The following is a 25659-nucleotide window of genomic DNA, read 5'->3' on the forward strand; positions in this document are numbered from 1 at the left end:
ATGCCCAACTGCGTCCCGCCGACGGCCGCCATGCTCAGGCCTCCAGTGTCCAGTAGAGGGAGTCTTTCGGGGGCGCGGGGCGGACGCGCAGGGCGGCCAGATCGAAGTCCTCGTCGTTGTCCTCGTCACCGGTGGGCAGGCGCCCGGACTCGTTCGGGTAGTAGTAAAGGCCGTACGACCAGTACTCCGGGAACTCGTGGCACATGAGGTCGGGGAACGCGGAGATCTCCGCGTCGTGATATCGCTCGTTGATCCTGGCCACCGCTTCGGACCGAGAAATACCGAACCGCGAGATCATCTCGTTCGCGATGTCACGGAAGTACTCGACCATTCCCTCGTCGAGGTCCATCACCATCGTCGGCTGTCACCTCTCCTTCATGCGCACGTGTCTTCCAGGCCGCGTCGATCTGGTGAGCCGCGTCGGGCCCGCGCTCCTGCATTCTCTGAACCGGCGTGGCATCGATGTGCACGACCTGGTGAAACGCCTCCTCGACGGATGGGCCGTCAACGCCCGTGTATCGCGCGACCACTTCCAGGCCGGCGCTCGTGAAGCGGGACTTGATTTCTGCGTCCATGGCAACTGCTGAAACTCCATGCCGGGGGAGGCCTCGCCGGCGACTGTGAGTGGAAACCTTTTGACTCTGCACACGTTCCCAGGGCCCTGCACTGCTCCGCTGCCGGTCGGCTCAGCCGCGGCGTCGCCGCAGGGCCCGCCAGGCATCGCCGATCGCGTCCTGGATGCGATGCCACCAGTACTCCAGCTTGTTGCGTACGGTCACATACACCCACCGGCGTTTGAACCACGGCGGCAGATCCCGGAACGGTACGAAGGTCAGCGTGTCCCTGATGGCGTGGGTGGCGAAGCCATGCGGCCCCTCCGCGCGCAGTGCTTCGTACAACTCCGGCGTGAGTGCGCCGTTGATCCGGGCCGCGTCGCCCGCCGCGGTGAACGCGAACCCCCGCTGGTTCGGATCCGGCATCCGCATCGCCTGCACGATCCGGGGGGAAGCCTCCGCCAACGGGCAGTTGAGCGCCAGTCCGATCACCGCCGTCCCGAGGTGGTCCTCTCCACGTGTGAACGCGGCGTCCCATTCCGCAGGATCGTCGAGACCGAGCAGGCCTTCGCCGCCCGCCCAATCCCATCCGGATGCCATGTCCCCTTCCCTCCTCATCCCCGCGCCTTCACCCGTCGCACTTGGGCGGAAGCACCCGCTGCTTCTTGGTGTTGTTGATCATGCCCGCCCTCTTCAGCTTGGTCAGATCGCCCTCGTCGACGCTGTTCGACGGGTACGAGGACTGTACGTGGCCGTGGTAAATCTCCTTGACGATGTTGCCGTCCTTGTCCGTGATCGCCCGGTGCCGATCCAGGACGACGATCTCGTTGTTCACGTGGTCCACGCCGAGGCGCCGGGTGACGTTCGGGTTGTTCGGGTCCAGGTCGATGGACCGGTCGAGTGCGGCCTGGCCGTTGGTGGGGGCGCGGCTGATCTCACCCCTGGCGGACGAACTGCTGCCCGAACCGTGCTTGCTGTACTCGGAATCGTCGTAGACCCGAACCGGCTCGGTGCTGTCGCCCTCCAGACCCAGCGGGTCGGTCCAGCGCAGCGGGTTGTCCACATAGGCGTGGTGGTTCGGAGCGGGGACCAGTCCCAGCGGGTCGGGTGAGAGGTACTGCGCGGTGTCCGGGTCGTAGTACCGGGCCAGGTTGTAGTGCAGGCCGGTCTCGGCGTCGCGGTACTGACCTGGGAAGGCCAGCGGGCACAGGCTGTCGTCGTCGCCGGCCAGGGGCCGTCCCCACAGGCTGGTCGCGGCCCGCCAGGCGATCGTGCCGTCCTCGCCGACGAGTTCGCTGGGCGTCCCCACCGAGTCGGTGACGATCGCGTAGAACCGCCTGCTGACCTCGTCCGCATCGAGGAGGCTGCGTCGCCCCCGCGTCTGGGCCGCCGCCCGGTGGGTACCCGGGTCCCAGTCCCACGTGTCGGTCTCCACCGCACCGTCCCGGAGCGTCTGCTGCTCCGCGAGGTTGGCTCCGTCCCAGGTGAAGGCGGTCTCGTCGGCGATCGAACCGTCCTCGTGCACCCGCCATTTGGCGGTACGCCGGCCGAGGACGTCGTAGCGGTACCGCCATATGCCCCGGTCGGGAGTCGCGGCCTCGACGAGCCGGTCGTCGGCGTCCCAGGCGTAGGTCCAGATCCGCCGCAGCCCGGACAGCGTGCGCCGGATCATGCGGACCACGCGTCCTTGATCGTCGTGCTCGTACGTGGTGCGGCCCGCCGAAGTGACCTTCGTGCCGGAGCGCCCGACCGGGCCTTGCGCGTCCTGTCCCGCGGTTCCGGGATGGTTCGCGGTGGTCAGGTTGCCGAGTTCGTCGTACGCGTAGGTCTCGGTCCAGTTCGCGGCCGACACCCGGGTGACGCGGCCGGCCCGGTCCAGGTCGAACCTTCGGGTGCCGGCCAGCCTGTCGTCGACCGAGGTGAGGTGTCCGTCGCCCCGGTAGGCGTAGGAGCGGGCCTGCAGCACGGTGCTGGCATCGGGGCCGGCCGGACCGGTCCCCGAGTGGATGACCTGATCCACCAGGCGATGTCCGGCGTCCCAGGATTGGGTCAGCGTGGCGGCGCCGGCCAACCCGCGGGCGGTTTCCCGGCCGGCCGCGTCGTGGGTAAAGGTGAGCTCGCCTGCCGCGGTCACGAGCGAGACGGGCAGGCCCACGGAGTCATACGACCACCGCGAGGTGGCGCCGGACGGAGTGGTCCGCCCCACCCTGCGGCCCAGCGGGTCGTACGCGCTGGTGACTGTGCGGCCGTCGACGCTTTCGGTGAGCACCCTGCCCACCGCGTCGTAGGTGAAAGCGACCACGCTTTCCGGGCCCGCGGCCTCGACCAGCCGGCCGGCCGGGTCGTAGCGCAGGAAGACGACGGCGCCGCCGTCCGCGCGGGTTTCCACCACGCGGCCGGCGATGTCACGGGTCATCCGGACCGTCTGCCCGATGCCGTTCCTCCGCTCGGTCTGCCGGCCGGTGGGATCGTAGGCGTAGGCGAGCGTCCGGCCGTCGAAGTCCGTCTCGCCGACGAGACGGCCCGCCGCGTCGTAGTGGTAGCTCCAAAGGTCGCCGAGCGGATTGGTCACGCCGACCAGCCGTAGTTCGGCGTCGTGGGTGAAGCAGTAGCGGGTGCCGTCCGGATCGGTTCTGGCGCTGGGGAGGTCGAACGCGCCGTACTCGAAGACGGTGGTGGCCCCGCCGCGGTCGCGGTGCTCGGTGAGGTTGCCCTGAGGGTCGTACGACCACGTCTCCCGGCCGCCGTCGGCGTGCTCGCGCCACAGCAGCCGGCCCTCCGGGCTCCATCCCTGGCTGACAGTCCCGCCGACTGCGTCATCGATCCGGACGATGCGGCCGAACGCGTTCCGGCGCACGGTGACGGTGCTGCCGCGTGGGTCCACGACCCGGACGGGCAGCCCCGCCTCGTCGGTCTCGAAACGGAAGGTGTTGCCGAGCGCGTCGGTCCGTGTGGTCCGGTGCCCGCGTCCGTCGTAGGTGTAGCGGCTCACCGCACCGAGCGGATCGGTGCTGGTGAGCAGGTTGCCCCGGTCGTCGTACGTGCACTCCCAACGCGCTCCGTCGGCCTCCGTGACGGCGACGGGCAGACCTTCGCCGCTGTACGCCACCTCGATGACGGAGCCGTCCGGCCGCTCCATCCGGGTCGGCTGGCCGTGGGCGCCAAGAGTCAGGCCAGTGGTGCGGCCCAGCTGGTCGGTGCGTGCGAGCAGCCGTCCGAAACGGTCCCACTCGGAGAGCTCGGTGTGCCCGAGCGGGTCGGTCACGGCGACCGGTTGGTAGAGCTCGTTGTAGCGGTACGTCGTGGTCTGGCCGAGTGCGTCCGTGTAGCGCGTCTCACGCGCTTCGTCGTCGTACTCCACAGTGCAGGACAGGCTGCCGTCGGCACCCTCACCCCGGACGCAGCGGTCCAGCCCGTCGTAACCGAAGCAGAAGCGGTAGCCGTTGCGGTCGGTCCACGACGTGATACGCCCGCGGGAGTCGTAGGCGAGGCTCAGGGGCAGCTCGCCCGAGTCGTGGATGCCGGTCAGATCGCCGACGGAGCTGTAGTCGAAGCGCCGCAGGACAGTACCCTCAGGGCCGTCCTCAGGATTGCGCAGGCGCAGACCGGTGACGCGTCCGCCGTCGGTGGTGTCCACGTACACGCACCGGCCGCCCGAGTCCCGTACGGCCACGGGTGTGCCCTCGGCATCGCGGTCGAAGTCGATCCGGAAGCCATTGCGGTCCGTCATCGCCGTGAGCAGCAGGGTGAACGGCTCGTCGATCGGCCCGGGCCGCTGCGGCGGGGCGAAATGACGGGTGACGTCCGTGAGTGGGTCGGTGATCCGTACCGGGGCACCGGGAGTGCCGTCCCAGTCCAGCGGCCACCGCGGCCCCTCCGCCGGCAGTACCGAAGCCCCGGGTTCCGGCACGGGATAGACGAGGATCATGCCGTCCTCGGTGGCGAAGACGGCGCCTCGGTCGTCCAATTCCAGGCGCTCGTCGAGCGTGCAGGCCCACGACGAGCCGAAGGAACGGCCCGCGCGGTACGTGGACAGGTGGGTGCGCCGTAGGAGAAGCGGAAGTAGCCCGGGTAGCTCGACATCGGTCTCGGCCATGTACATCTCGCCGGAGACCATGTCGATGGGGTCGCCGTTGAGGCACCGCCCCTTGCCCGGCTTGCTCTTGGCGAGCACATCGTCGGCCTCCTTACGCAGCCCCTTCTTGCCAAGGCTCTCCGCCATGGCCTTGAGGCCGCCCTTGAAGACCTTCATCTCCTTCACACCCTTGGCGAGTTTGCCGAGGGAGGTGATGCCCTTGCCACCGGGTATGCAGTCCAGGGCTGCGAACGCCACATCCCATAGGGATGCTTGTCCCTTGGAGTATTTGTAGAGGGTGTCGGCGAGCACGACGAGGGCGGCGACCAGCACGATCGCGCCGAGGATGGGCCCGCCGATGATCATCGCGATGATCCCGACGACGGCGACGACGACCTTGCAGACGGTGACGATGGTGTCCCAGTTGTCCTCGAACCAGTGCCCGACGTCCTGCCACCAGTGCCGGTTCGGTATCCCCGCGTCGGACGCCTCGTCGATCTTCCGCTTCGCCTCACCGGCCGCGTCGTCACGCATCTTCCGGGCGTCCTCGGCCATCTTCTTCGCGGCATCGAGGGCGTTCTGGGCGGTGGTGACGTCAGACTGGGCCTGGGTGTGCGCGGACTTGGCGCTCTGCACGTCCCGGGTGGCGGCCCGCACCTTGCCCTCGTCCGGCTTGTCGGCGTCCGACTTGCTGCCGGTGGGGTCGTCCTTGTACTTGTCGGCTTCCTTGGTGGCCCGGGTGACCCAGGAATCGGCGGAGGAGAGCCGGGACTTGGCGGAGGACAGGTCCGACTGCGCGTCCTTCGCCTTGGCGAGGGCCTTGTCCGCCAGCGCCTGGGCGCGCTCAAGCTTGGGCCAGTAGTCCGCGAGGGCGTCGCCGCACATCTCGTACGACTTCTTCAGCTTCTTCAGGTTCTTCGGAACGTCCTTGAACTGCTCCTTGAACACCTCGGCCGACTTGCCCGCCCACTGCAGGAGCGTGTCCTCGCCGGCCATGCCCTTGACCAGGCGGAGCGCGTCGGAAACGTCGTCGGCGAAGGTGTGGAGTTGCTGGGCGAGCGTGCGGACGCGTTGTGGGTCGCCGGGGGTCGGGTCCCGGTCGAGATCGAGTGGATGCCAGTCCGCCGGTCGGTACCCCGCCATGTCCCCGCAACCCCCGTCGCGTACGCCTCATCAACAAACCTGTGCACGCGTGAAGTTACAGGGGTCGTCCGTCCGAGGTGAAGGCCACTCTGTGACTGCGGTCCGGATCGGTGCCCCTGTCTGGGCCTGTGGTCCGCCCGGTATTCCGGAAGCCTGCCCTGTCAGCAGTCCTTTGCGGAGGCCAACCGGGGGCCGCGGGGATGTCACGGGACGGCACCAAAGCCGTGGTGGAGGCGTTGAGTTGCCCGGCTATGGTGTGCCGTACACGTTTCGTGCTGCCGACGTGCAGCAAATCGCTCTGGTGCATTCCGGATGGTCCCCGATACCGTATTCGCTGCTTCGCAGACCCCAACCGCCCCACCAGGAGCCCACCGTGACCCGCCGTTCCCGCCTGCTCACGACAGCCACCGCCGGTGTGACGGCCGCACTGCTGCTTGCCGGTTGCGGTGGGGGTGACGGAGGCAAGTCCAAGTCGAACGACAAGATCGCGGGCGCGGACACGGGGGCTTCGGCTTCGGCTTCGGCTTCGCCGAGTGCTTCGGCTTCCGAGGCCGCTGGCCGCCCGAAGCTCGACATGCCATCTGACTTGTCGTACACCTTCGAGTGGCCGCAGACCGGTAATGCCGACAAGGACGAAGTGCTTGCTGACAGTGAGCAGTCCATCAAAGCGGTGGATCTTGCGATCGTTCATCAGGACGCTCTCGACAAGGTATATCTCTACTACTACGAGGGTGAAGCCGCTGCGGGTACACAGAAATTCATCCAGAATTATGTGGACCACAAGGCCAGCATCACGGGCGCCTACCGCTTCTACTCTCCTGATGTGGCTGTGTCCAAGGACGGGACAGCTTCGCTGAGTTACTGCGAAGACCAAGGCAAGGCGTTCGTGAAGTACCTCAAGACCAATGAGATCAGGAAGACCAAGGTCACTGCAAAGAGCTACGTCATTTATCACACGTCATTGAAGAAGAATACCAAGGGTGTCTGGGTGATTGAGAAGATCATTTCTCAGATTGGGAGTGCAGAGTGCCAGCCTTGATGCGCAAGCCGCACGCATTTCCCCTGCTAGTCACTCTGGGGGTATGCCTGTCGCTTCTGTCCGGTCCGGGCGTGGCGTATGCAGATGACGTGCTCGACGGCAATTCGCAGAACTCCGATCCTGGGCCGAAGGGGGACAGCAGCCCGGACGGCACGATATCGGCCAGCGCGGCAGGCGTCGTTTTCGACTTCTCTAAGAACGGCTCGGGCGCTTCGGTGGGGGCGATCATTTCCACCACGTCCTGGGTGCCTCCTGCCTGCTGGTACGCCCCGAAGTACACCCCTGCTCAACTCCAGGCGTACTTGGAGCCGATCTGGGAGGCGGGCTCGACGGGCTACGAATGGGATGCCGAGCAACGCGACAGGTATGTGAACGGGAACCCTTACAAGGACTTCAACAAGGACAAGGCCGACAAGGGTTACTGGTGGGACTCATACGTCGACAAGAGCTTCCCGCCAGGCTGGGATAAGTGCGACAAGCCTATCTTCTGGGTGGACAAGGGTGATGCTCCGCCTGCCGATGTCGAGAATGCAGTAACGCCAAAGATCCTGGCGGAACTCGCGTACAAGGAGATCCGCGTTCCCAGTACACAGGTGACCCTGGCCCCGGCGGACAAGACAAAGGTCAACCTTCCCACCTGGGCCTGGCTGGACAGTGTCAAATTCAAACCGGTTTCCGTCACCGCGTCCGTGCCCGTGCTGGGCATCAGCGCCACGACCACCGCCACGCCGCACTCCCTCAAGATCGACCCTGGTACCTCGGATGCGGTGACGTATCCCGCCTCGGGTGTCTGCGAGTTCAAGAACGGCAGCATCGGTGAGGCCTACGCCAAGGGGAAGGCCGGCGAGACGCCACCCTGTGGGGTGAAGTACCTGCGGTCCTCGGGCACGGGCTCGTACCCGCTCAGGGCCACGATCACCTGGAACATCAGCTGGAAGGGCACGGGAGGGACGGGCGGACCCTTGGACGACGGGACCTTCGGTGCCACTCAGGATGTCATCGTGCAGGAGATTCAGTCCGTCAACAGGTGAGCGATGAGTCGGCCGGAGCCTTCCGGCCGTGGGAGGCGTCGTGGGTGACCGGACCAGGATCGACGATCTCGACGTGCTCAAGAGCGTTTCCACGGGCATCGAGAAGATCGTCGAGGAGTTGCAGGGGCTCGACGACAAGGACAAGTACGGCTGGAGCCGTGAGGTCGTCGGTCACGAGGAGCTCACGGACCGGCTCGACGACTTCGCTGACAACTGGGACTACAAGCGTGGGAAACTCGAAGGGGAGTTGGCCAAGCTCGCGACCATCACCAAGGCCGCGGCTCAGGCCTACGAGCAGATCGACACCGACCTCGCCAACGCGGTCCGCAAGCAGGACAAGAAGTCCCAGAGGCAAGGGGGATGATGTCCCGACCGAAGGACTGGTCACCGGTCGAGCTGGACTCCGACCCGGTGTCCGGGGACCCCGAGGCTGTGGCGAAGCTGGGACGGCGATTCCGCTCGGTGGCCGATGCCATCAGGAGACAGACGGGCAACATCGAAGCCCTCTGCGGTGTCGACGGCTGGCAGAGTGATGCCGCCAACGAGTTCCGCAAGACGGCCGAGGGGACAGTCGGACGGCTGAAGAAGGTCCTGGACCGTTTCGAGACGGCTGCCGACCTCCTGGGCGAGCAGACGGACCGGCCGGATGAGAAGTACGCCTCCGTCCTGGCGTCCTCCCAGCAGGCGGCGGACAAGGCCCGTAACGACGCCGAGCGCGACCGCGGTGAACGGGACCGTCTCGACAAGTCGCTCGACGCCCTGGACAAGTCCGCGAGCGACTACGAGCAGCAGAAGCACGCCCTGACCACGAAGCGAGACGAGGTCGACGGCCGTGTCAACGACGCCATCAAGCGGGTGCACGATGCCAAGAACGCCCGCAACCGGGCCGGGGAGAAGGCGGCTCGCGCTCTTGAGGCGCTCATCGACCACGACAAACTGAAGGACTCCACCTGGGAGAACATCAAGGGAGCGCTCAAGACCATCGCGGACATCGCCGGCTGGGTGGCGACAGCCTGCGCCCTCGCCTCGCTGCTGGTGGGCTGGATCCCGGTGATCGGCTGGGCGCTGGCGGGCGTCCTGGACGCGATCGCTCTGCTCGCGACCGTGGTGTCCCTCGCCTGTCACTTGGTGCTCGTCTTCTCGGGAGACGCGAGCATCGCCGACCTGGTTCTGGACGGCGTGGCCCTGCTCACGCTCGGGCTGGGCCGCGCCGCGCTGAGCGCGGGCAAGGCGGCCGCGGCGGGCGTGCGGGGAGTGCAGACGGCGAGTCGCTCCGCCAGGGCGGACTACCTCGCCGCCAACTCGCTGTCCGGGAGATCGGTGAAAGCGGCCAACACACTGAAGGGCAAAGCCACCAAGGTCGCGAACCAGGCCGCCCAAGAGGCATCGCAGAGACTCGCGGGCGACTTGCCGGGAGCCTTCGGCAAGCTCGGGGAGTTCAAGCACGTCCTGAATCCCAAGGTGATCTACCAGGACACGGTGGACGCCGTGAAGGGCCTCAAGGACTTCAAGGACGTGGGGAAGCTCTTCGGAAGGGATGCCTGGCGGGGGGCCCGGCCCTTCGGTAATCCGGAGTGGGTCGAGTCCACCAAGGCGCTCCACGAGGTTCCGATTCTCGGCAAGTTCGAAAGCATGGGCGGGGTGAAGTTCACCGACTATGTGCGATCCGCCGGGCAGAAGTGGCTCGGTTACACCGCCGCGGCGACCGCCATCGACGGGAATGACAAGCTCCACGGCCTCACGGAATGGGACAATCCGTACAACAAGTGGAAGACCGCTTGGACGGTGGGTTCGTGACGGCCAGGAGGAATTCCGAGTGAGTGACGACGTGACATGGCAGTGCCTGATCTCCGAGCCCGAGAGCAGCATCAGGCTGCCCGTGGGGGAGGGCGTGGAGTTCGGTGAGTGGGCCAGGCAGGCCGCTCGGCAGCACCTGGGTGCAGATGCCCCGCGAAGTGAGATCCGCGACCTGGCCGCGGTACTGGCCCGGGTGGCGGCTACGGCTGATCTGGGCGATCCCACCTTTGCCTATGCCTATGTGATCGACGCAGCGAAGGCGTTGACCGCCGTCTACGAGGTCCACGACTACGACGGCGACGGATACCGGTCCACTGACCGTCTTCCCGATCTCCTGCAGGCTGTCCTCCCCACGTCTCCCGAGCGCCGTGGCGTGACCGAGGTGAACCTTCCGGCCGGGCCCGGTGTACGAGTCCAAGAACTCCTCTCCGTCGAGACCGGATCGGTCTTCAAAAAGAAGACGATGATGGAGACGGCCACCTATGCGGTGATTCCGCCGCAGGTCGACAACATCCTTGTCCTCCGGATGTCGTGGACGAATCTCGTCTTCAGCGAGGCGCTGTTGGAGCTGGCGCAGACGCTGGCCGAGTCCCTGGAGCTCACCGAGATCAAGGAAGGCTGAGCAGTGTCAGACGTCCTCGTCGACGGCCATGCCGACGGAGAGATCGCCCCGCCGGGTGACTACGGTCTGCTCGTCCCGGACGGCTGGTTCAGGATGCCGCTCGAACCCGACAGCTGGAAGGCGCCCGTTCGCGCACTGGCCGAGCGGGTTTTCTACGGCCAGGACGACGCCGTGCTTCTTAAGCGGGAGTTCATCAAGGCCGTAGCTGCGCGAGCGGAAGAAGGCCACGCGAACGGCGGCGTCGAACTCTACATCTCGACGGCCTCCATCGGCCCGGTACCGCTCTCCTCCTCGCTGCTCGTCACAGTGGCCCCGGCCGAGGAGGACATCCGCCTCGAAGCGAAGGGCCGGTCCCAGGAGATCACCGACGTCGTTCTCCCGTTCGCCGGGACCGCGACGATGCGGCGCACCCGTAAGGTCCCGGATGCCGAAGATCCGACCGGCAACCAACTGCCCGTGACCGTGGTGGACTACGCGGTCAGGGTGCCGAACACCCGGGCCGTCCTGCTGCTCACGTTCTCGACGTCCTTGGACATGTACGCCGATGCCATGGTCGATTTGTTCGAGGCGGTCGCCAAATCGCTGCACTGGAAGTGACCACCGCCGATCCGACGCCCTCGGTTCTGCAGCAGCCGACACGGGACCGACGAGCAAGGCGTCCGGATCACCGAGACGTTGACATCACAGGGGAGCGCCGCGTGCCGGCCTTGAGCGCACGTATTCCACGCCCGTTCATCGCGGGGGCCGCCGGCGCCGTAGCCGTATTCCTGCTCACGGGATGCGGAGACGGCGGCGGAGATGCGAGGGCGGGTGGCAAGAGTGCAGGGGTGGTGAACTCGATCTCCGCATCACCGGCTTCCGCACGGCCGACCGCCTCCCGGACGGCCGCCACCGGACGTCCGGAGATCGCGTTTCCCAGTACCGCCAAGAACGTCTTCGAGGACACGAAGACCGGAGACGCGACGAAGGACGCGGTTCTCGCGGACAGCGCGCTGAGCGTGAACTCTGTTGACGAGGCGATCCTCACGGGGAGCACGAGCACGAAGGCCCTCGGTTTCTACAACACCGGCAAGGCTCTGAACGCGTCGATCACCTTCATCAATGGCTACCTGAACAAGAAGGACACCTGGATCGGGGAGACCCGGTTCTTCGACCGGAAGGTGACCCTGTCCGGGGCTGACAAGGCATACGTCACCTATTGCTCCGACGAGAGCAAGTCGTTCATCAAGTACAGGACGACCGGAAAGGTCAACAGGACCCCGACCACTTCGCAGTCCTACGTGCTCTACCACACCGTGCTCGCCAAGAACGCCGACGGCGTCTGGCAGACCAGCGACATCGTTTCGAACAGGGGTGACCAGGCATGCCAGCCGTGACAACGGCCGCTTGAGGAGGCGGTCACTCGTCGAACCACGCCACCAGCCGTACGTTCCCCTCTCCGTGCACCCCGGCCAGGGCCTCCATCACCGTCCACACCGGCGCCCACGGGCCGTCCTCCGGAACCGCGTCCCGGCGGCGGGCGCGCTCGGCCCGGTAGACCGTGGTGCCGGTGGTCCATTCCGTGCCTTCGGGGTGGAGGCCGGCCAGGTCGGCCGGGGACGTCGTCAGCGTGTTGATGCCGCTCGCCCGGGCGAAGCCTCTGCTCCAGTCGTGGTGGTGGACCAGGCGGAGGGCGCCGTCCGGGGTGCGGTCGTAGCGGGCGATGTGGGTGGTGCGGGGGATTGCCGGTTCCGTCCAGTCGATCGCCCTCGCCTCCGGCCAGGTCAGCCAGGTCTCCGCGAAGGCCGAGGCCGCCCAGGTGGCGTGGTCCTCGCGGACCTCGGGGGAGGTGTCCGGCGGTAGGCCTCGGTCCGCTGCCACCGGACGCCAGGTGGCGTCGAAGTCGCGTACGCCGAAGAGGCACGCGAAGCCGTCGTAGTCCCTCGGCATGCCCAGCACCGACAGGCTGATGGCCGGGGACCATGCCGTCTCGTCGTGGTTCAGGCCCTCCCGCCAGGTGCGGCACTCGATCCAGCCGTGGATGTCCGTTCCCATGCGGTCACCGTGGCCGGGGCTGTGCCACGCGGGATACGAAGTGGGCCCAGGTGGAGGGCCCGACCGTGAGGCGGGGGCCTGCCCGGTGCTTCGAGTCGCGGATGTGGACGGCCGCGGGGGTGGTGGCTATTTCGACACAGTTCGAGGCGTCGGGGCTGTATGTGGACTTCTGCCAACGGAGTTCGGACACGGTTCCCTCAGATGGTCTTGGCGATGCGGTGGATCAGGTCAACGGATTCTGCGGGTTCGAGAGCGTTCTCCTCCATGCGGTCGAGAACGAGTCGGTACTTTTCCAACTGGGCCTCGGCGTCGAGGAAGTCACACCCGTGGTGGGTGTCCAACTGAACGGTGTCGAGTTGAGGTACCGCCCCCACCAGGTAGTCGACGGACTGTCCTGTACCGGGGAAGGAACCCTTGCCGAACGGGATGACCCGAACGGTCACATGTTCCAGCTCGCTCATGTCCAGTAGGTGCTTCAGCTGAGCCTGCACAGTGGTGGGGCCGCCGTACCCCATGTGCAGTGCGCACTCGTGGATCACCGCCGTGTAGGGCGGGGGACTCTCCCGGTGCAGGATCTCCTGTCGTTTGATCCGGTGGCTGACCCGATGCTCGATCTCGTACTGCCGCAGAGCCGGTACGGCCTCCTTGAAGAGCGCCCGTGCGTGGTCGGTCGTCTGGAGCAGTGCGGGGATGTGGATCACCAGGGCAACGCGCAGTGCTGCCGCGTGGTACTCCAGCTCGGCAAGGTCGATGAGGCCGACTGGAAGATGGTCGCGGTAGCTGTCCCACCAGCCGCGAGTGCGCCGCCCTGTCATCGCGGCCAGGGCGTCGACGAGTTGCTCGTCAGAGCAGGAGTAGGCGCGTGCCATGGAGCGAAGCCGGTCGGCGCTGACAGGGGTGCGGCCGGTCTCGATCATGCTGACGCGCGCCTGATTGACGCCCAGGAGGTTGCCGGCGCCGGTGGCCGTGAGTCCGGCCCGCTCCCGCAGTTTGCGCAGCTCAGCGCCCAGCCGTCGCTGTCGGAGCGTAGGGCTGTCGGTGGGCGGCACGCTGTCTCCTTCCTGGCCGCGACGCGGCACTGCGCTCCCTCACATGAGTGAAGCGTGGATGCTTTCCATAGGTTTAGTTAGATGTATCTAACCATTTGCTCTACCGTGATTATCGCAGCCCAACTCCCCACGCCCATAAGCCGGAAGCGCACCCCTACGGCAGAGCCACCGCCCGGCGCGGTCGTTGAGCCTGATCCGTCCCCCTTCCCGTTCTCGCTGGAGGTCTCCATGGGAACCGTATCCCTGCCCGACACCTGGGTGTACGCCCTCCGTCTGCCGCACGACCCGCGCGCGGCACGCGTCGCACGCATGACCGTACGGGCGGCGCTGAGCGGCCATGGCAGACTCGAAGTCCTTGATGCCGTCGAGTTGTTGACGTCGGAGTTGGTGACAAACGCCTACCGGCATACCAGCGGCCCCGCCTCCCTCCGGCTGACCGCCCTGCCCGGCGGACGGTTGCGGGTCGGGGTCTGGGACAGCCACCCGCGCATCCCGGCCCCCTTCGGCGCACCACCCTGGGACCGGGTCCGCCGCACCCCGGTGGGTGCCGAAGAGGGACGCGGGCTGCATCTCGTACAGGAGTACGCCGACACCTGGGGCGGCTGGCCGATCGGCGACGGAGGTCCGCTGGATCGCGGTGCCGGGAAGCTGTTGTGGTTCGAGGTGGGCAGGTCAAGGTCCGGTCAACCCGCCAGGTAGCCGGCTGCTCGTGGCATGTCCCGTGAAAAACTCGCCAAGTTGCGGAAGGCAAACGAGTGGCTCGACCGACGGGGAGCGGATGCGATGAGCGCGCGGCAGACAAGGAAGATGTTCCAGTTGATGGCCAGTGGTGAGCCCGTCGAGCTCACCAACTCCTGGGGCTCCGTGAAAAAGCTCGCCCGGCTCGCCTTCGTCGCCCAGCAGTTCGGGTACGAGTACGCCGACGCCCGCCACACCGGCTCCCGCAACAACGTCCTCAAGCTCCTGATCGTGCCGGATCACAGCCCGCAGGGGCGGGCGCGCGCCGCGCAGAACTGGGCGCAGTACCCGAACGCCGCCGACGGCGTCTCGCTGCCGCCCCTCGTCCCCGACGCCGTCGAACTCCTCAAGGCCCGGATCCAGTTCGACCTCACCGGGAAGAACGCCGAGAAGCGCATGCTGCTCGGGGCCGGTGGTATCACCCTCGGGCTGGTGCTGGCCGCGGCGCGGGCCGGCGGGAGTGCGGGCGCCTTCGTCGTCTCCGGTGTCGTATGGGTTCTCCTCATGGCGGTCATGGGGCTCGGGTTCTTCGTCACGCGCGGGCGCAACGCCAAGTTCGCGCAGCGACTCCAGGCCGCCGGGTTCGTGCCGGTGACGGGTGAGGGCGGGCGGGTGCGGTATCTGCCGCCCGGCACACCCGTGCCTATGCAACAGGGCCCCATGCAGCAGCCCCAGTACCAGCCCCAATACCAGCCCCCGCAGCCCCCGCAGCAGGCCGGTCCCTACGGCCCGTACGGCGGCCAGGGCGGTCAGGGCCCGTACGGCGGCCAGGGCGGTCAGGGCCCCTACGGCGGCCAACCCCCCACCGGCTCCCCCGCCCCGGCCCCCGCCCCCGGTTACGGTCAGCAGCCCCCCGCGCCCTACACCCCCGGCCCCTACGCCCCACCCCAGCAGCCCACCGGGCCGTACGCGGCCCCTCAGCAGCCCACCGGCCCGTACGCCCCCGGCCCCTACCACCAGCAGCCCCAGCAGCCGCCGTACCCCTCCCGCTGACGCGGCCCCTGGCCCGGACCGCCCCGGACCGCCCCGGACCTCTCACCCGCCCTCTCCCCGGGGTGAGAGCAACGTTCCCTTCCGGTCACTCACAGCCACAGCGCGGAAACGACGCCTCCCTACCTTCGTGGCCTAGTCACTCGTAGCAGACCGAGCACGCGGAGCACCGTGGAGGCGTCATGACAGCCCCAGCCCCTACTTCCCGTAGTCGCTGGATCCAGGAGTGGGATCCGGAGGACGAGACCTTCTGGAAAGAGACCGGGGAGAAGATCGCCCGCCGCAATCTGTTCTTCTCCGTGCTCTCCGAGCACATCGGGTTCTCGATCTGGACCCTGTGGTCCGTGCTGGTGCTGTTCATGGGGCCGGAGTACGGGCTGACCCCGGCCGACAAGTTCCTGCTGACGTCGATGGTGACCCTGGTCGGTGCCGTCGTACGCGTGCCCTACACCTTCGCCGTCGCGGTCTTCGGCGGGCGGAACTGGACGATCGTCTCGGCCGGCCTGCTGCTCATCCCGAGCGTTGCCGCGTTCGCCGTCATGAAGCCGGGGACGTCGTTCGACACTTTCCTGTGGATCGGACTCCTCGCCGGCATCGGCGGGGGCAACTTCGCCTCCTCCATGACCAACATCAACGCCTTCTTCCCGCTGAAGAAGAAGGGGTGGGCGCTCGGGCTCAACGCGGGCGGCGGCAACATCGGTGTGGCGGCGATCCAGCTGGTGGCCCTCGCCGTCATCGGTGCGGGCGGCGGGCCGCGGGTGCTGCTGGGGATCTACATCCCGCTCATCGTCGTGGCCGCGGTCCTCGCCGCGTTCTTCATGGACAACATCGAGAACGTCAAGAACGACACCGGTGCCGCCAAGGACGCCGCGAAGGACGCCCACACCTGGATCATGTCCTTCCTCTACATCGCGACGTTCGGCTCCTTCATCGGCTACAGCTTCGCCTTCGGCCAGGTGCTGACGAACCAGTTCGGCCGTACGCCGCTGCAGGCCACGTACCTCACCTTCATGGGCCCCCTGCTCGGCTCCCTGATCCGTCCCGTGGGCGGCTGGCTCGCCGACAGGTACGGCGGCTCGAAGATCACTCTGTACAACTACGTCGGCATGGCCGCCGCCACCGCCGTCCTGGTCGTCGCGAGCATGCAGAAGTCGCTGCCGCTGTTCGTCGTCGCGTTCGTCGTCCTGTTCGCGCTCGCCGGTATCGGTAACGGCTCGACGTTCAAGATGATCCCCGGGATCTTCCACACCAAGGCGCTCGCCAAGGGGCTGGAAGGCGAGGAAGCGGTCAAGTACGGGCGTCGGCTCTCCGGTGCCTCCATGGGCCTCATCGGCGCGGTCGGCGCGCTCGGTGGTGTCGGCATCAACCTCGCCTTCCGGCAGTCCTTCCTCTCCTACGGCTCCGGCACCGGTGCGTTCGTCGCCTTCCTGGCCTACTACGGCCTGTGCTTCGCCATCACCTGGGCCGTATACCTTCGCCGGCCGGCCGCGCAACGGCGGGCCGCGGCCGCCACCGAGGCAAAGGCGCAGCTCAGCTACGCCGAGGTGTGACGTAACACTGGTGACATGAACCCGAACCGAGCTTGTCACGCGCCGTTGACAGGCTCGTTCGGCATGCGGGTCAGCTAGGAGAGCAGCCATGGACGAGGAACAGCAGCAGCGGCCGGACCCCGGTCGGTACGGCCCCCTCGCGGGGTTCACCGTGGGGGTCACGGCCGCGCGCCGCGCCGACGAGCTCGGAGCGCTGCTGCAGCGGCGTGGCGCCGTCGTGCTGCACGCCCCCGCCCTGCGCATCGTGCCGCTCGCCGACGACGGCGAGCTGCTCGCCGCCACGAAGGAGATCATCGACCAGGCGCCGGACATCGTCGTGGCGACCACCGCGATCGGGTTCCGGGGGTGGGTCGAGGCCGCCGACGGGTGGGGCTTCGGCGAGGAGCTGCTGCAACGGCTGCGGAACGTCGAGCTGCTCGCCCGCGGGCCCAAGGTCAAGGGGGCGATCCGGGCCGCCGGGCTGACCGAGGAGTGGTCGCCGTCCTCCGAGTCCATGGCCGAGGTGCTCGACCGGCTCCTGGAGGAGGGCGTGGACGGCCGTCGGATCGCCGTACAGCTGCACGGGGAGCCGCTGCCCGGGTTCGTGGAGTCGCTGCGGGCGGCCGGCGCGGAGGTGGTGCCGGTGCCGGTGTACCGGTGGATGCCGCCGGAGGACCTGGGACCGGTGGACCGGCTCCTGGACGCCGTCGTCTCCCGCTCGGTCGACGCGATCACCTTCACCAGCGCGCCCGCCGCGGCCTCCCTCGTCTCCCGCGCCGAACACCGCGGACTCCTCGGCGACCTGCTCGCCGCCCTCGGCCACGACGTCGTCCCCGCCTGCGTCGGACCGGTGACGGCCCTGCCGCTCCAGGCCCTCGGCGTCGACACCGTCCAGCCGGAGCGCTTCCGGCTCGGCCCCCTCGTACAGCTCCTCTGCCAGGAACTGCCCTCGCGGGCCCGGGCGTTGCCCGTCGCCGGCCACCGCGTCGAGATCCGGGGGCACGCGGTCCTCGTCGACGGCGAGCTGAAGCCGGTGCCACCGGCCGGGATGTCCCTGCTGCGGGTGCTGTCGCGGCGGCCGGGCTGGGTGGTGGCCCGCGCCGAACTGCTCCGGGCCCTGCCGGGCGCCGGGCGCGACGAACACGCCGTGGAGACGGCGATGGCCCGCCTGCGTACGGCCCTCGGCGCGCCGAAGCTGATCCAGACCGTCGTCAAACGCGGGTACCGGCTGGCCCTGGACCCGGCGGCGGACGCGAAGTACGCGGACGTCTGAGCCGACCGCCCCCTGGCCTGCCGCCGGCCCCGGTCACGGAGGGACGGGGGATGAGGCGACGGGGGAGGGCGGATGACGTCGTGGCTGCCGGGGCCGTCGGCGCGCGGACCAGGGCGGTGTCGGGACCGGGGCGGTGTCGGACCGGGCACCCGTACGATCCGGATGCGCATGCTCATGAAAGTGTCCCTTCTGAACCGCCGTCCCTCGCAGGTCCCCCCTGGGGCGGCTCGCTGTGCGTTCGCAGGACACAGGGTCGGGGTCCGCGGCGGGGGACGGCGAGGCCTGTCGCCGTATCCGGGCCGAACGGGGACGGCCCGCGCGCCGGGCACCGGCGTACCCGCCCGGAGCGGGGTCGCCCGGGAACTCCCCGGAACGGCGGGACACCGGCCCGAGGGCGCACGGCGGGACACCGGCCCGCGGTCCCCGGCGGGACACCGGCCCGTGGACCCACGGCGGAACACCGGTACGAGGACTTCCGGCCGCCCGCCGCACCGGGCACTGTGAACAGAACGGTTCCCCTGTCCTAGGCGGTGGCAGGCACATGGCACTGGGTACGGCCGAGACCGCGTCCGCGCACGAGCTGCGCTTCGACGCCGGGCGGATCTGTCTCGATCTGCTCGCGACCACGCATCCCGGCGAACGGCTGGACGGGCCGCAACCGCTGCGGGCCTGGATCACCGGATCCGGGCTCGTCCCGCCGGGCACCCCGCTGGCCCACGCCGACGCCGGCTGGCTGGTCGGCTTCCGGGAACTGCGCGGGTGTGTCGGGCAGTTGGTGCGCGGCACGAACACCCCGGGGGGCCGGTCGTACGACCTCGCGCTCGCCCGCGTCAACGACGTCGCCCGCGCCGCGGCACCCCCGGCCCCGTGCGCGGTGCCCGGCGAGGACGGCTACCTGGTCCGGGAGTTGGCCGGGCCGCCGGGCTGCGCGGCGCTGCTCGCCGCCGTCGCCAGGGACGCCGTGGAACTGCTCACGGACCCCGTCGCGCGGGCCGCGGTCAGGGAGTGCGAGGGCGACAACTGCCCGCTGGTGTACCTGGACACCTCCCGGGGCCGGCGGCGCCGCTGGTGCTCCAGCGAGGTCTGCGGGAACCGCGAGCGGGTGGCCCGGCACCGGCGCCGCGCCGCCCTCGCCCGCGCGTGATCCACTCCCCGACCGTGCGGGAACCGCTCTTCGACCGTGCGGGAACCACTCCTCGTCCGCTCCTCGTCCGCGCGCGAGCGCCCGCGCACGCGCGTGACCGCCGTCACTCCGCACGCCAACTCCCGTCCCATTCGCGGCTTCTGCCGGACCTTCACCCGAGCTCCGCGAAAGTGATTTCGACAACACTCCGTTTGGTGACGGGTGAGTACGGGCACCTCGGCCGTCTTCGACGTTGTGTCGGAAATGTAAAGATCACGCGGTGGGAATGTGGGGTCATGTCCCGCTCGTCATGTCACCTCGCCGAAAAATGTGGGGTCTTGTTGAACACACCGCGAGTCACTTCCGTACCGGTGGGGGAGCGACCGACTGGGGGAACCCCCGGACACCGGAGGTGGGCGTGCGCAAGGATGCGGCCGTGGCCAATGAACGTGGATCGAGGGCCCGACATCGCATGTCCCAGCCCTCGGAGCCTGATGAGGAGCTGATGCGTGCTCTCTACCGGGAGCACGCCGGACCTCTCCTTGCGTACGTCCTTCGGCTGGTCGCCGGTGATCGGCAACGCGCCGAGGACGTCGTGCAAGAGACACTCATCCGTGCCTGGAAGAACGCCGGCCAGCTCAATCGGGCGACCGGATCTGTACGCCCCTGGCTGGTGACGGTCGCTCGCCGCATCGTCATCGACGGTCACCGCAGCCGGCAGGCCCGGCCGCAGGAGGTCGATCCGTCGCCGCTGGAGGTCATCCCCGCGGAGGACGAGATCGACAAGGCGCTGTGGCTGATGACGCTGTCGGACGCGCTCGACGACCTGACCCCGGCCCACCGGGAGGTGCTCGTCGAGACGTACTTCAAGGGGCGTACCGTCAACGAGGCGGCCGAAACGCTGGGTATACCCAGCGGCACCGTCCGTTCGCGGGTGTTCTATGCCCTCAGGTCGATGAAGCTGGCACTGGAGGAGCGGGGGGTGACGGCGTGATGAGTGTGTACGGGGGGCACGGCGGGTTCGGCACAGGTGGTTCGGGTATGTCTGGTGCTATGCAGGAATCTCCGGTGCCCAATGAGCACGAGACTGTCGGCGCGTATGCGCTCGGGATTCTCGACGACGCCGAGGCAACCGCTTTCGAGGCCCATCTGGCCGGGTGCGAATGGTGCGCCCAGCAGCTCGACGAGCTGGCCGGAATGGAGCCCATGCTCGCGGCCCTGGCGGACCTGCCGGGCTCCGGAAGCAATCCGTCCATCGGCGAGTCGCTGTCGGCGAGGCCCAGCCCGCGGATGGTCGAGAAACTCGTCGTCGAGGTCTCCGAGAAGCGCAAGGTCCGCAGCAGGCGGAACGTCTTCGCACTGGCCGCCTCGGTCGTGCTGATCGCCGGCGGTACCGCGGCCGGCGTGGCGCTGAGCGGCTCCTCGGACAGCGGCACCGCGGACATGGCCATGGGGCCCGCCCAGGCGGCCTTCCAGACCATGGGCGACAAGAAGACGGCCACGGACCCGACGACCCACGTCACCGCGACCGTCGCCCTGGAGAAGAAGGACTGGGGCACCCACGCGGTCCTCCAGCTCGAGAACGTCACCGGCCCGAAGAAGTGCTCGCTGATCGCCGTGGGCAAGAACGGCGAGCGCGAGACGGTGACCTCCTGGTCCGTCCCGACCTGGGGATACGGCATCACCGACGCCAAGTCGGCGAAGGCCAAGGAGCCGCTCTACGTGCACGGCGGGGCCGCCTTCACCCCCAACCAGATCGACCACTTCGAGGTCATGACCTTCGACGGGAAGAAGCTCGTCTCGGTCAGCGCGTAGCTTCGGCGGGTCCCCTTCGCGTACGGTTGACGGCTGCCCAGCACGTCAGAAGGGGGCCCGGTGGCCGCTCAGGCTCAGCAATCCGCGGTCGGCTCTCACGGCTCGGATCGGGATTCCGCACAGGACTCCGTCCAGGACTCGCTCCCGGACTCGGTCCGGGACTCCGTCCGAGACCGTGAGATCAGCGTCGAACAGGTACACCTCGACCGGGTGTACCGCCGCCTCGAGGAGAAGATCCACGAGGCGGAGTTCCTGATGGAGGACGCGGCCAAGCGCGGTCAGGTAGGCACACCCGGCGCGCTCGCCGAACGCGACGCGCAGGTCTTCCGGGCAGGCATCCACCTGAACCGGCTCAACAACGAGTTCGAGGACTTCCTCTTCGGCCGTATCGACCTGCTCCTCGGCAAGGACGGCAAGAAGGGCCCCGACGGCGCCTACACCGCCGTGGAGCCCGCCGAGGGGGCGGTCCGCGGCGACAACACCGCCGACATCGCCGAGACCCTGCACATCGGCCGCATCGGCGTCCTCGACGAGGACTACGCCCCGCTGGTCATCGACTGGCGGGCCCCGGCCGCCGCGCCCTTCTACCGGTCCACCCCGGTCGATCCCGGGCGTGTCGTACGGCGCCGGGTGATCCGCTCCAAGGGCCGCCGGGTCCTCGGGGTCGAGGACGACCTGATGCGCCCCGAGCTGACCGCCTTCCTCGACGGCGACACCCTGCCCGTCATCGGCGACGGCGCGCTGATGGCCGCCCTCGGCCAGGCCCGCAGCCACACCATGCGGGACATCGTCGCCTCCATCCAGGCCGAGCAGGACCTGGTCATCCGCGCCCCCGCCGCCTCGGTCACCTACGTCGAGGGCGGCCCCGGGACCGGCAAGACCGCCGTCGCCCTGCACCGCGCCGCCTACCTGCTCTACCAGGACCGGCGCCGGTACGCGGGCGGCATCCTGATCGTCTCCCCGACCCCGCTGCTCGTCGCGTACACCGAGGGCGTCCTGCCGTCCCTGGGCGAGGAGGGCCAGGTCGCCATCCGCGCCATCGGCTCCCTCGTCGACGGCGCCGAGGCCACCCTGTACGACACCCCGGCCACCGCCCGCGCCAAGGGCTCCTCCCGGATGCTCCGGGTGCTGCGCAAGGCCGCCCGCGGTGCCCTGGAGCTGAACGACTCACCGACCCGGCTCAGGGTGGTCGCCTTCAACCGCCGCCTGGAGCTGGAGGCCGGGGAGCTCGACCGCATCCGGCACAACGTGCTGGGCGGCACCGCCCCGGTCAACCTGCTGCGTCCGCGTGCCCGCAAGCTCCTCCTGGACGCCCTGTGGGCCCGCTCCGGCGCGGCCGGCCGGCACACGGACCCGGAGCTCGCCGCCGAACTGCGCTCCTCCTTCGACGAGGACATCCTCACCGAGGACCCCTTCATCGAGTTCCTCGACGCCTGGTGGCCCGAGCTGACCCCGCAGGCCGTCCTCACGGCCATGGCCGACGAGAGACGCCTCGGCCGCTGGGCCCGCCGCATCCTCAACCCCGGCGAGGTCCGCCGGGTGGCCCGCTCGCTGAAGCGGGACGGCCGTACCGTCCACGACATCGCCATGCTGGACGAGCTCGAGGCCATCCTCGGCACCCCGGCCCGCCCCCGGAAGAAGCGCGACCTGGACCCGCTGGACCAGCTCACCGGCCTGGAGGAGCTGATGCCGGTGCGCGAGGAGTCGCAGCGCGAGCGCGCCGAGCGGCTGGCCGCCGAACGGGTCGAGTACGCCCACGTCATCGTCGACGAGGCGCAGGACCTCACCCCCATGCAGTGGCGGATGGTCGGCCGCCGCGGCCGGCACGCCACCTGGACGGTCGTCGGCGACCCGGCCCAGTCCTCCTGGTCCGACCCCGACGAGGCGGCCGAGGCCCGCGACGAGGCCCTGGGCACCCGCCCGCGCCGCCGCTTCGAGCTCACGGTGAACTACCGCAACCCGTCCGAGATCGCCGAACTCGCGGCCAAGGTCCTGGCCCTCGCCATGCCCGGCGCCAAGGCCCCCTCGGCGGTCCGCTCCACCGGCGTCGAGCCCCGCTTCGCCGTCGTCCGCGACTCGCTGGAGAAGACCGTGCGGGCCGAGGCCGAGCGGCTGCTCGACCTGGTCGACGGCACGGTCGGTGTGGTCGTCGCGATGGACCGGCGCGCCGAGGCCGCCCGCTGGCTGGCCGGGCTCGGCGACCGCGTGGTGGCGCTCGGCAGCCTGGAGGCCAAGGGCCTGGAGTACGACGCCACGGTCGTCGTCTCGCCCGCGGAGATCGCCGACGAGTCCCCGGCCGGGCTGCGCGTACTGTACGTGGCCCTCACCCGGGCGACGCAACAGCTGACGGTGGTCTCCGGGGAGCGGGACGTGCCGGACGCGGCGGGGGTGCCGGACCTGCTCAGGGACTGACGGCGGGGCGCGGGGGCGGGCCCGTTCGGCTGGTTCCGCCAGAGATTTCCTGTGAAGTCCCCGGACGGGAATGGCCGCGCGGGATCTGTTTGTTAGCCTTGTCGTGACACCGGCCCGATCCAAGCCCCCGGGCCCAACCTTCGTCGCTACGAGCGACCACTTGCCGCGAGGCGAGCATGGCGGGTCGGTGTCATGAACGTAGGAAGAGGCCCACGTCCGTTGTGACGTGGGCCTCTTTTTTTGCGCGAACAATACGTACGCAATCAGGCCCGGCTAACGCCTACCCGACGGTAGGTGCGACGATCGGACGGCAGAACCAGCGACACGGTGAACAACGAAGGAAGTCGGCCATGGCAACGGCGCCCAGCGTCTCCTACTCGATGACCATCCGGCTGGAGGTGCCCGCGAGCGGAACCGCCGTCTCGCAGCTCACCACCGCCGTGGAGTCCTCCGGAGGCTCGGTGACCGGCCTCGACGTCACCGCGTCCGGCCACGAGAAGCTCCGCATCGACGTCACCATCGCGGCCAGTTCGACCGCCCACGCCGACCAGATCGTCCAGCAGCTGCGCGGCATCGAGGGCGTCACCCTCGGCAAGGTCTCGGACCGTACGTTCCTCATGCACCTCGGCGGCAAGATCGAGATGCAGTCCAAGCACCCGATCCGCAACCGTGACGACCTCTCCATGATCTACACCCCGGGCGTGGCCCGCGTGTGCATGGCGATCGCGGAGAACCCCGAGGACGCGCGCCGCCTCACCATCAAGCGCAACTCCGTTGCGGTCGTGACGGACGGCTCCGCGGTCCTGGGCCTCGGCAACATCGGCCCCAAGGCCGCCCTGCCGGTCATGGAGGGCAAGGCGGCCCTCTTCAAGCGGTTCGCCGGCATCGACGCCTGGCCGCTGTGCCTCGACACCCAGGACACCGACGCGATCGTCGAGATCGTCAAGGCGATCGCCCCCGGGTTCGCCGGCATCAACCTGGAGGACATCTCCGCCCCGCGCTGCTTCGAGATCGAGGCCCGGCTGCGCGAGGCCCTGGACATCCCCGTCTTCCACGACGACCAGCACGGCACCGCGATCGTCGTCCTCGCCGCCCTCACGAACGCACTGCGCTGCACCGGCAAGGCGATCGAGAACATCCGGGTCGTCATGTCCGGCGCCGGCGCGGCCGGTACGGCCATCCTCAAGCTGCTGATCGCGGCCGGCGTGAAGAACGCCGTCGTCGCCGACATCCGCGGTGTCGTGCACTCCGCCCGCGAGGACCTGGTGGACGCCCCCGCCGACTCGCCGCTGCGCTGGATCGCCGACAACACCAACCCCGAGAACCTCACCGGCACCCTCAAGGAGGCCGTGCGGGGCGCCGACGTGTTCATCGGCGTCTCCGCCCCGAACGTCCTCGACGGCGACGACGTGGCCGCCATGGCCGACGGCGCGATCGTGTTCGCACTCGCGAACCCGGACCCCGAGGTCGACCCGGCGGTGGCCCGTCAGACGGCCGCCGTGGTGGCCACCGGCCGCTCCGACTTCCCGAACCAGATCAACAACGTGCTGGTCTTCCCGGGTGTCTTCCGCGGCCTCCTGGACGCCCAGTCCCGTACGGTGAACACGGACATGATGCTCGCGGCCGCGAAGGCCCTCGCCGACGTGGTCACGGAGGACGAGCTGAACCCGAACTACATCATCCCGAGCGTCTTCAACGAGAAGGTCGCGGGAGCGGTGGCGGGCGCGGTCAGGGAAGCGGCGAAGGGCGCGTAGGCGCCCGGTAGGGGGCGCTGGGGGTACCCCCGGCCGAAGGCTGGGGGAGGAACTGTGCGAGCCCCCCGCCCGGCAGCCGGAACGCGACCCGAGACGCATGATGCGGGGGTCCGGGGGCAGCAGCCCCCGGGCAAACGTTTGTGAAACTTGCCACGCCCTGGAATCGGCGCGTCGTGAAACCCCCCCTTCGGCCCACCCGTAGGGTATTTGCGGCACCCGGATTGGCGTTCCCGCCGCAGGTGGGGGCAGGATGCGTCCCGGCCCAACATGCGGCTCCGCCGCGTGGCACGCCTCAATGGCAAGAAGAACACGGGAGTAACAACATGAACCGCAGTGAGCTGGTGGCCGCGCTGGCCGACCGTGCCGAGGTGACTCGCAAGGACGCCGACGCCGTGCTGGCCGCGTTTGCCGACGTCGTCGGCGACATCGTCTCCAAGGGCGACGAGAAGGTCACCATCCCCGGCTTCCTGACCTTCGAGCGCACCCACCGTGCCGCTCGCACCGCGCGCAACCCGCAGACCGGCGAGCCGATCAACATCCCCGCCGGCTACAGCGTGAAGGTCTCCGCGGGCTCGAAGCTCAAGGAATCCGCCAAGGGCAAGTGAGCGAAGGCGCTTCGCTTGAGCGCCGTGGGTGACTGCCGGCCCGTCGTGGCTGGTCGCGCAGTTCCTCCCCCAGCGC

The 25659-nt window shown here is 68.9% G+C and carries 24 protein-coding genes; 17 read left to right on the forward strand and 7 right to left on the reverse strand.

Translation table 11 applies throughout. The features are described from left to right. Positions 1-34: 34 nt before the first annotated feature. The 4 genes from AB0472_RS16085 to AB0472_RS16100 form a co-directional block, all read right to left on the reverse strand. Complete coding sequence (locus AB0472_RS16085) at positions 35-355, reverse strand: hypothetical protein (protein WP_366357006.1); 321 nt, start codon at positions 353-355, stop codon at positions 35-37. Then, entirely contained in the window at positions 312-575 is a 264-nt protein-coding gene (locus AB0472_RS16090; RefSeq protein WP_366357008.1) for a hypothetical protein, read from the reverse strand. The genes AB0472_RS16085 and AB0472_RS16090 overlap by 44 nt, the downstream gene beginning before the upstream one ends. Before the next feature lie 111 nt (positions 576-686). Next, positions 687-1154: a hypothetical protein gene (locus AB0472_RS16095; protein ID WP_366357010.1), complete on the reverse strand. Its 468-nt coding sequence runs from the start codon at positions 1152-1154 to the stop codon at positions 687-689. A gap of 28 nt (positions 1155-1182) precedes the next feature. Beyond that, positions 1183-5772, reverse strand: coding sequence for an RHS repeat-associated core domain-containing protein (locus AB0472_RS16100; RefSeq protein WP_366357012.1), 4590 nt, complete (start codon positions 5770-5772; stop codon positions 1183-1185). A 373-nt stretch (positions 5773-6145) separates the two neighbouring features. On the opposite strand from AB0472_RS16100, the gene AB0472_RS16105 reads away from it, so the two are divergent. From AB0472_RS16105 to AB0472_RS16135, 7 genes are read left to right on the forward strand one after another with little or no spacing between them, the layout of a single operon-like run. Next, positions 6146-6811: a hypothetical protein gene (locus tag AB0472_RS16105; RefSeq protein WP_366357014.1), complete on the forward strand. Its 666-nt coding sequence runs from the start codon at positions 6146-6148 to the stop codon at positions 6809-6811. Further along, positions 6811-7842, forward strand: coding sequence for a hypothetical protein (locus tag AB0472_RS16110; protein WP_366357015.1), 1032 nt, complete (start codon positions 6811-6813; stop codon positions 7840-7842). The genes AB0472_RS16105 and AB0472_RS16110 overlap by 1 nt, the downstream gene beginning before the upstream one ends. Positions 7843-7882: 40 nt before the next feature. Further along, on the forward strand, positions 7883-8206 hold the full coding sequence (locus tag AB0472_RS16115) for a hypothetical protein (protein WP_366357017.1): 324 nt from the start codon (positions 7883-7885) through the stop codon (positions 8204-8206). After that, the gene (locus tag AB0472_RS16120) at positions 8203-9639 is read left to right on the forward strand and encodes a putative T7SS-secreted protein (RefSeq protein ID WP_366357018.1); all 1437 of its coding nucleotides are present in this window, start codon (positions 8203-8205) and stop codon (positions 9637-9639) included. Before AB0472_RS16115 ends, AB0472_RS16120 begins: the two co-directional genes overlap by 4 nt. A gap of 19 nt (positions 9640-9658) precedes the next feature. Then, the gene (locus AB0472_RS16125; protein ID WP_366357020.1) at positions 9659-10261 is read left to right on the forward strand and encodes a hypothetical protein; all 603 of its coding nucleotides are present in this window, start codon (positions 9659-9661) and stop codon (positions 10259-10261) included. Between the two features lie 3 nt (positions 10262-10264). Next, positions 10265-10858, forward strand: coding sequence for a hypothetical protein (locus tag AB0472_RS16130; RefSeq protein WP_366357022.1), 594 nt, complete (start codon positions 10265-10267; stop codon positions 10856-10858). Continuing rightward, on the forward strand, positions 10855-11637 hold the full coding sequence (locus AB0472_RS16135) for a hypothetical protein (RefSeq protein ID WP_366357024.1): 783 nt from the start codon (positions 10855-10857) through the stop codon (positions 11635-11637). Before AB0472_RS16130 ends, AB0472_RS16135 begins: the two co-directional genes overlap by 4 nt. A 22-nt stretch (positions 11638-11659) precedes the next feature. On the opposite strand, the gene AB0472_RS16140 is transcribed toward AB0472_RS16135, so the two are convergent. The 3 genes from AB0472_RS16140 to AB0472_RS16150 are packed head-to-tail and all read right to left on the reverse strand — an operon-like array spanning position 11660 to position 13344. After that, positions 11660-12295 carry a hypothetical protein gene (locus AB0472_RS16140; RefSeq protein ID WP_366357026.1) on the reverse strand — a complete coding sequence of 212 codons (636 nt, stop codon included), beginning with the start codon at positions 12293-12295 and terminating at the stop codon, positions 11660-11662. A 4-nt stretch (positions 12296-12299) separates the two neighbouring features. Beyond that, positions 12300-12485: a DUF397 domain-containing protein gene (locus AB0472_RS16145; RefSeq protein ID WP_366357027.1), complete on the reverse strand. Its 186-nt coding sequence runs from the start codon at positions 12483-12485 to the stop codon at positions 12300-12302. A gap of 7 nt (positions 12486-12492) precedes the next feature. Beyond that, the gene (locus tag AB0472_RS16150; RefSeq protein WP_366357029.1) at positions 12493-13344 is read right to left on the reverse strand and encodes a helix-turn-helix transcriptional regulator; all 852 of its coding nucleotides are present in this window, start codon (positions 13342-13344) and stop codon (positions 12493-12495) included. A 228-nt stretch (positions 13345-13572) separates the two neighbouring features. Here AB0472_RS16150 and AB0472_RS16155 point away from each other — a divergent pair, with 228 nt between their 5' ends. The 10 genes from AB0472_RS16155 to AB0472_RS16200 all read left to right on the forward strand — a co-directional run bounded on the left by AB0472_RS16155 (position 13573) and on the right by AB0472_RS16200 (position 25583). Then, positions 13573-14043, forward strand: a complete 471-nt coding sequence (locus AB0472_RS16155; protein ID WP_366357030.1) for an ATP-binding protein — start codon at positions 13573-13575, stop codon at positions 14041-14043. A gap of 84 nt (positions 14044-14127) precedes the next feature. Further along, entirely contained in the window at positions 14128-15075 is a 948-nt protein-coding gene (locus tag AB0472_RS16160; protein WP_366357032.1) for a hypothetical protein, read from the forward strand. Positions 15076-15254: 179 nt separating this feature from the next. Continuing rightward, entirely contained in the window at positions 15255-16622 is a 1368-nt protein-coding gene (locus tag AB0472_RS16165) for a nitrate/nitrite transporter (protein WP_366357034.1), read from the forward strand. An 88-nt stretch (positions 16623-16710) separates the two neighbouring features. Continuing rightward, positions 16711-17874 carry a uroporphyrinogen-III synthase gene (locus tag AB0472_RS16170; RefSeq protein ID WP_366357036.1) on the forward strand — a complete coding sequence of 388 codons (1164 nt, stop codon included), beginning with the start codon at positions 16711-16713 and terminating at the stop codon, positions 17872-17874. A gap of 541 nt (positions 17875-18415) precedes the next feature. After that, entirely contained in the window at positions 18416-19018 is a 603-nt protein-coding gene (locus AB0472_RS16175) for an ABATE domain-containing protein (protein ID WP_366357038.1), read from the forward strand. 451 nt (positions 19019-19469) lie between these two features. Next, positions 19470-19991, forward strand: coding sequence for a sigma-70 family RNA polymerase sigma factor (locus AB0472_RS16180; protein ID WP_010039908.1), 522 nt, complete (start codon positions 19470-19472; stop codon positions 19989-19991). Beyond that, positions 19991-20812: a zf-HC2 domain-containing protein gene (locus AB0472_RS16185; protein WP_366357040.1), complete on the forward strand. Its 822-nt coding sequence runs from the start codon at positions 19991-19993 to the stop codon at positions 20810-20812. Before AB0472_RS16180 ends, AB0472_RS16185 begins: the two co-directional genes overlap by 1 nt. Positions 20813-20992: 180 nt before the next feature. Continuing rightward, positions 20993-23224 (forward strand): UvrD-helicase domain-containing protein, encoded by a 2232-nt coding sequence (locus AB0472_RS16190; RefSeq protein ID WP_366357279.1) that lies wholly within the window; start codon positions 20993-20995, stop codon positions 23222-23224. Between the two features lie 350 nt (positions 23225-23574). Continuing rightward, a complete protein-coding gene (locus AB0472_RS16195; RefSeq protein WP_366357042.1) occupies positions 23575-24978 on the forward strand; it encodes an NAD-dependent malic enzyme in 1404 nt (467 codons plus the stop codon). 323 nt (positions 24979-25301) lie between these two features. Next, a complete protein-coding gene (locus AB0472_RS16200) occupies positions 25302-25583 on the forward strand; it encodes an HU family DNA-binding protein (protein ID WP_089106629.1) in 282 nt (93 codons plus the stop codon). Positions 25584-25659 lie beyond the last annotated feature (76 nt).

This window comes from Streptomyces sp. NPDC086777, assembly GCF_040702065.1.
GTDB lineage: Bacteria > Actinomycetota > Actinomycetes > Streptomycetales > Streptomycetaceae > Streptomyces.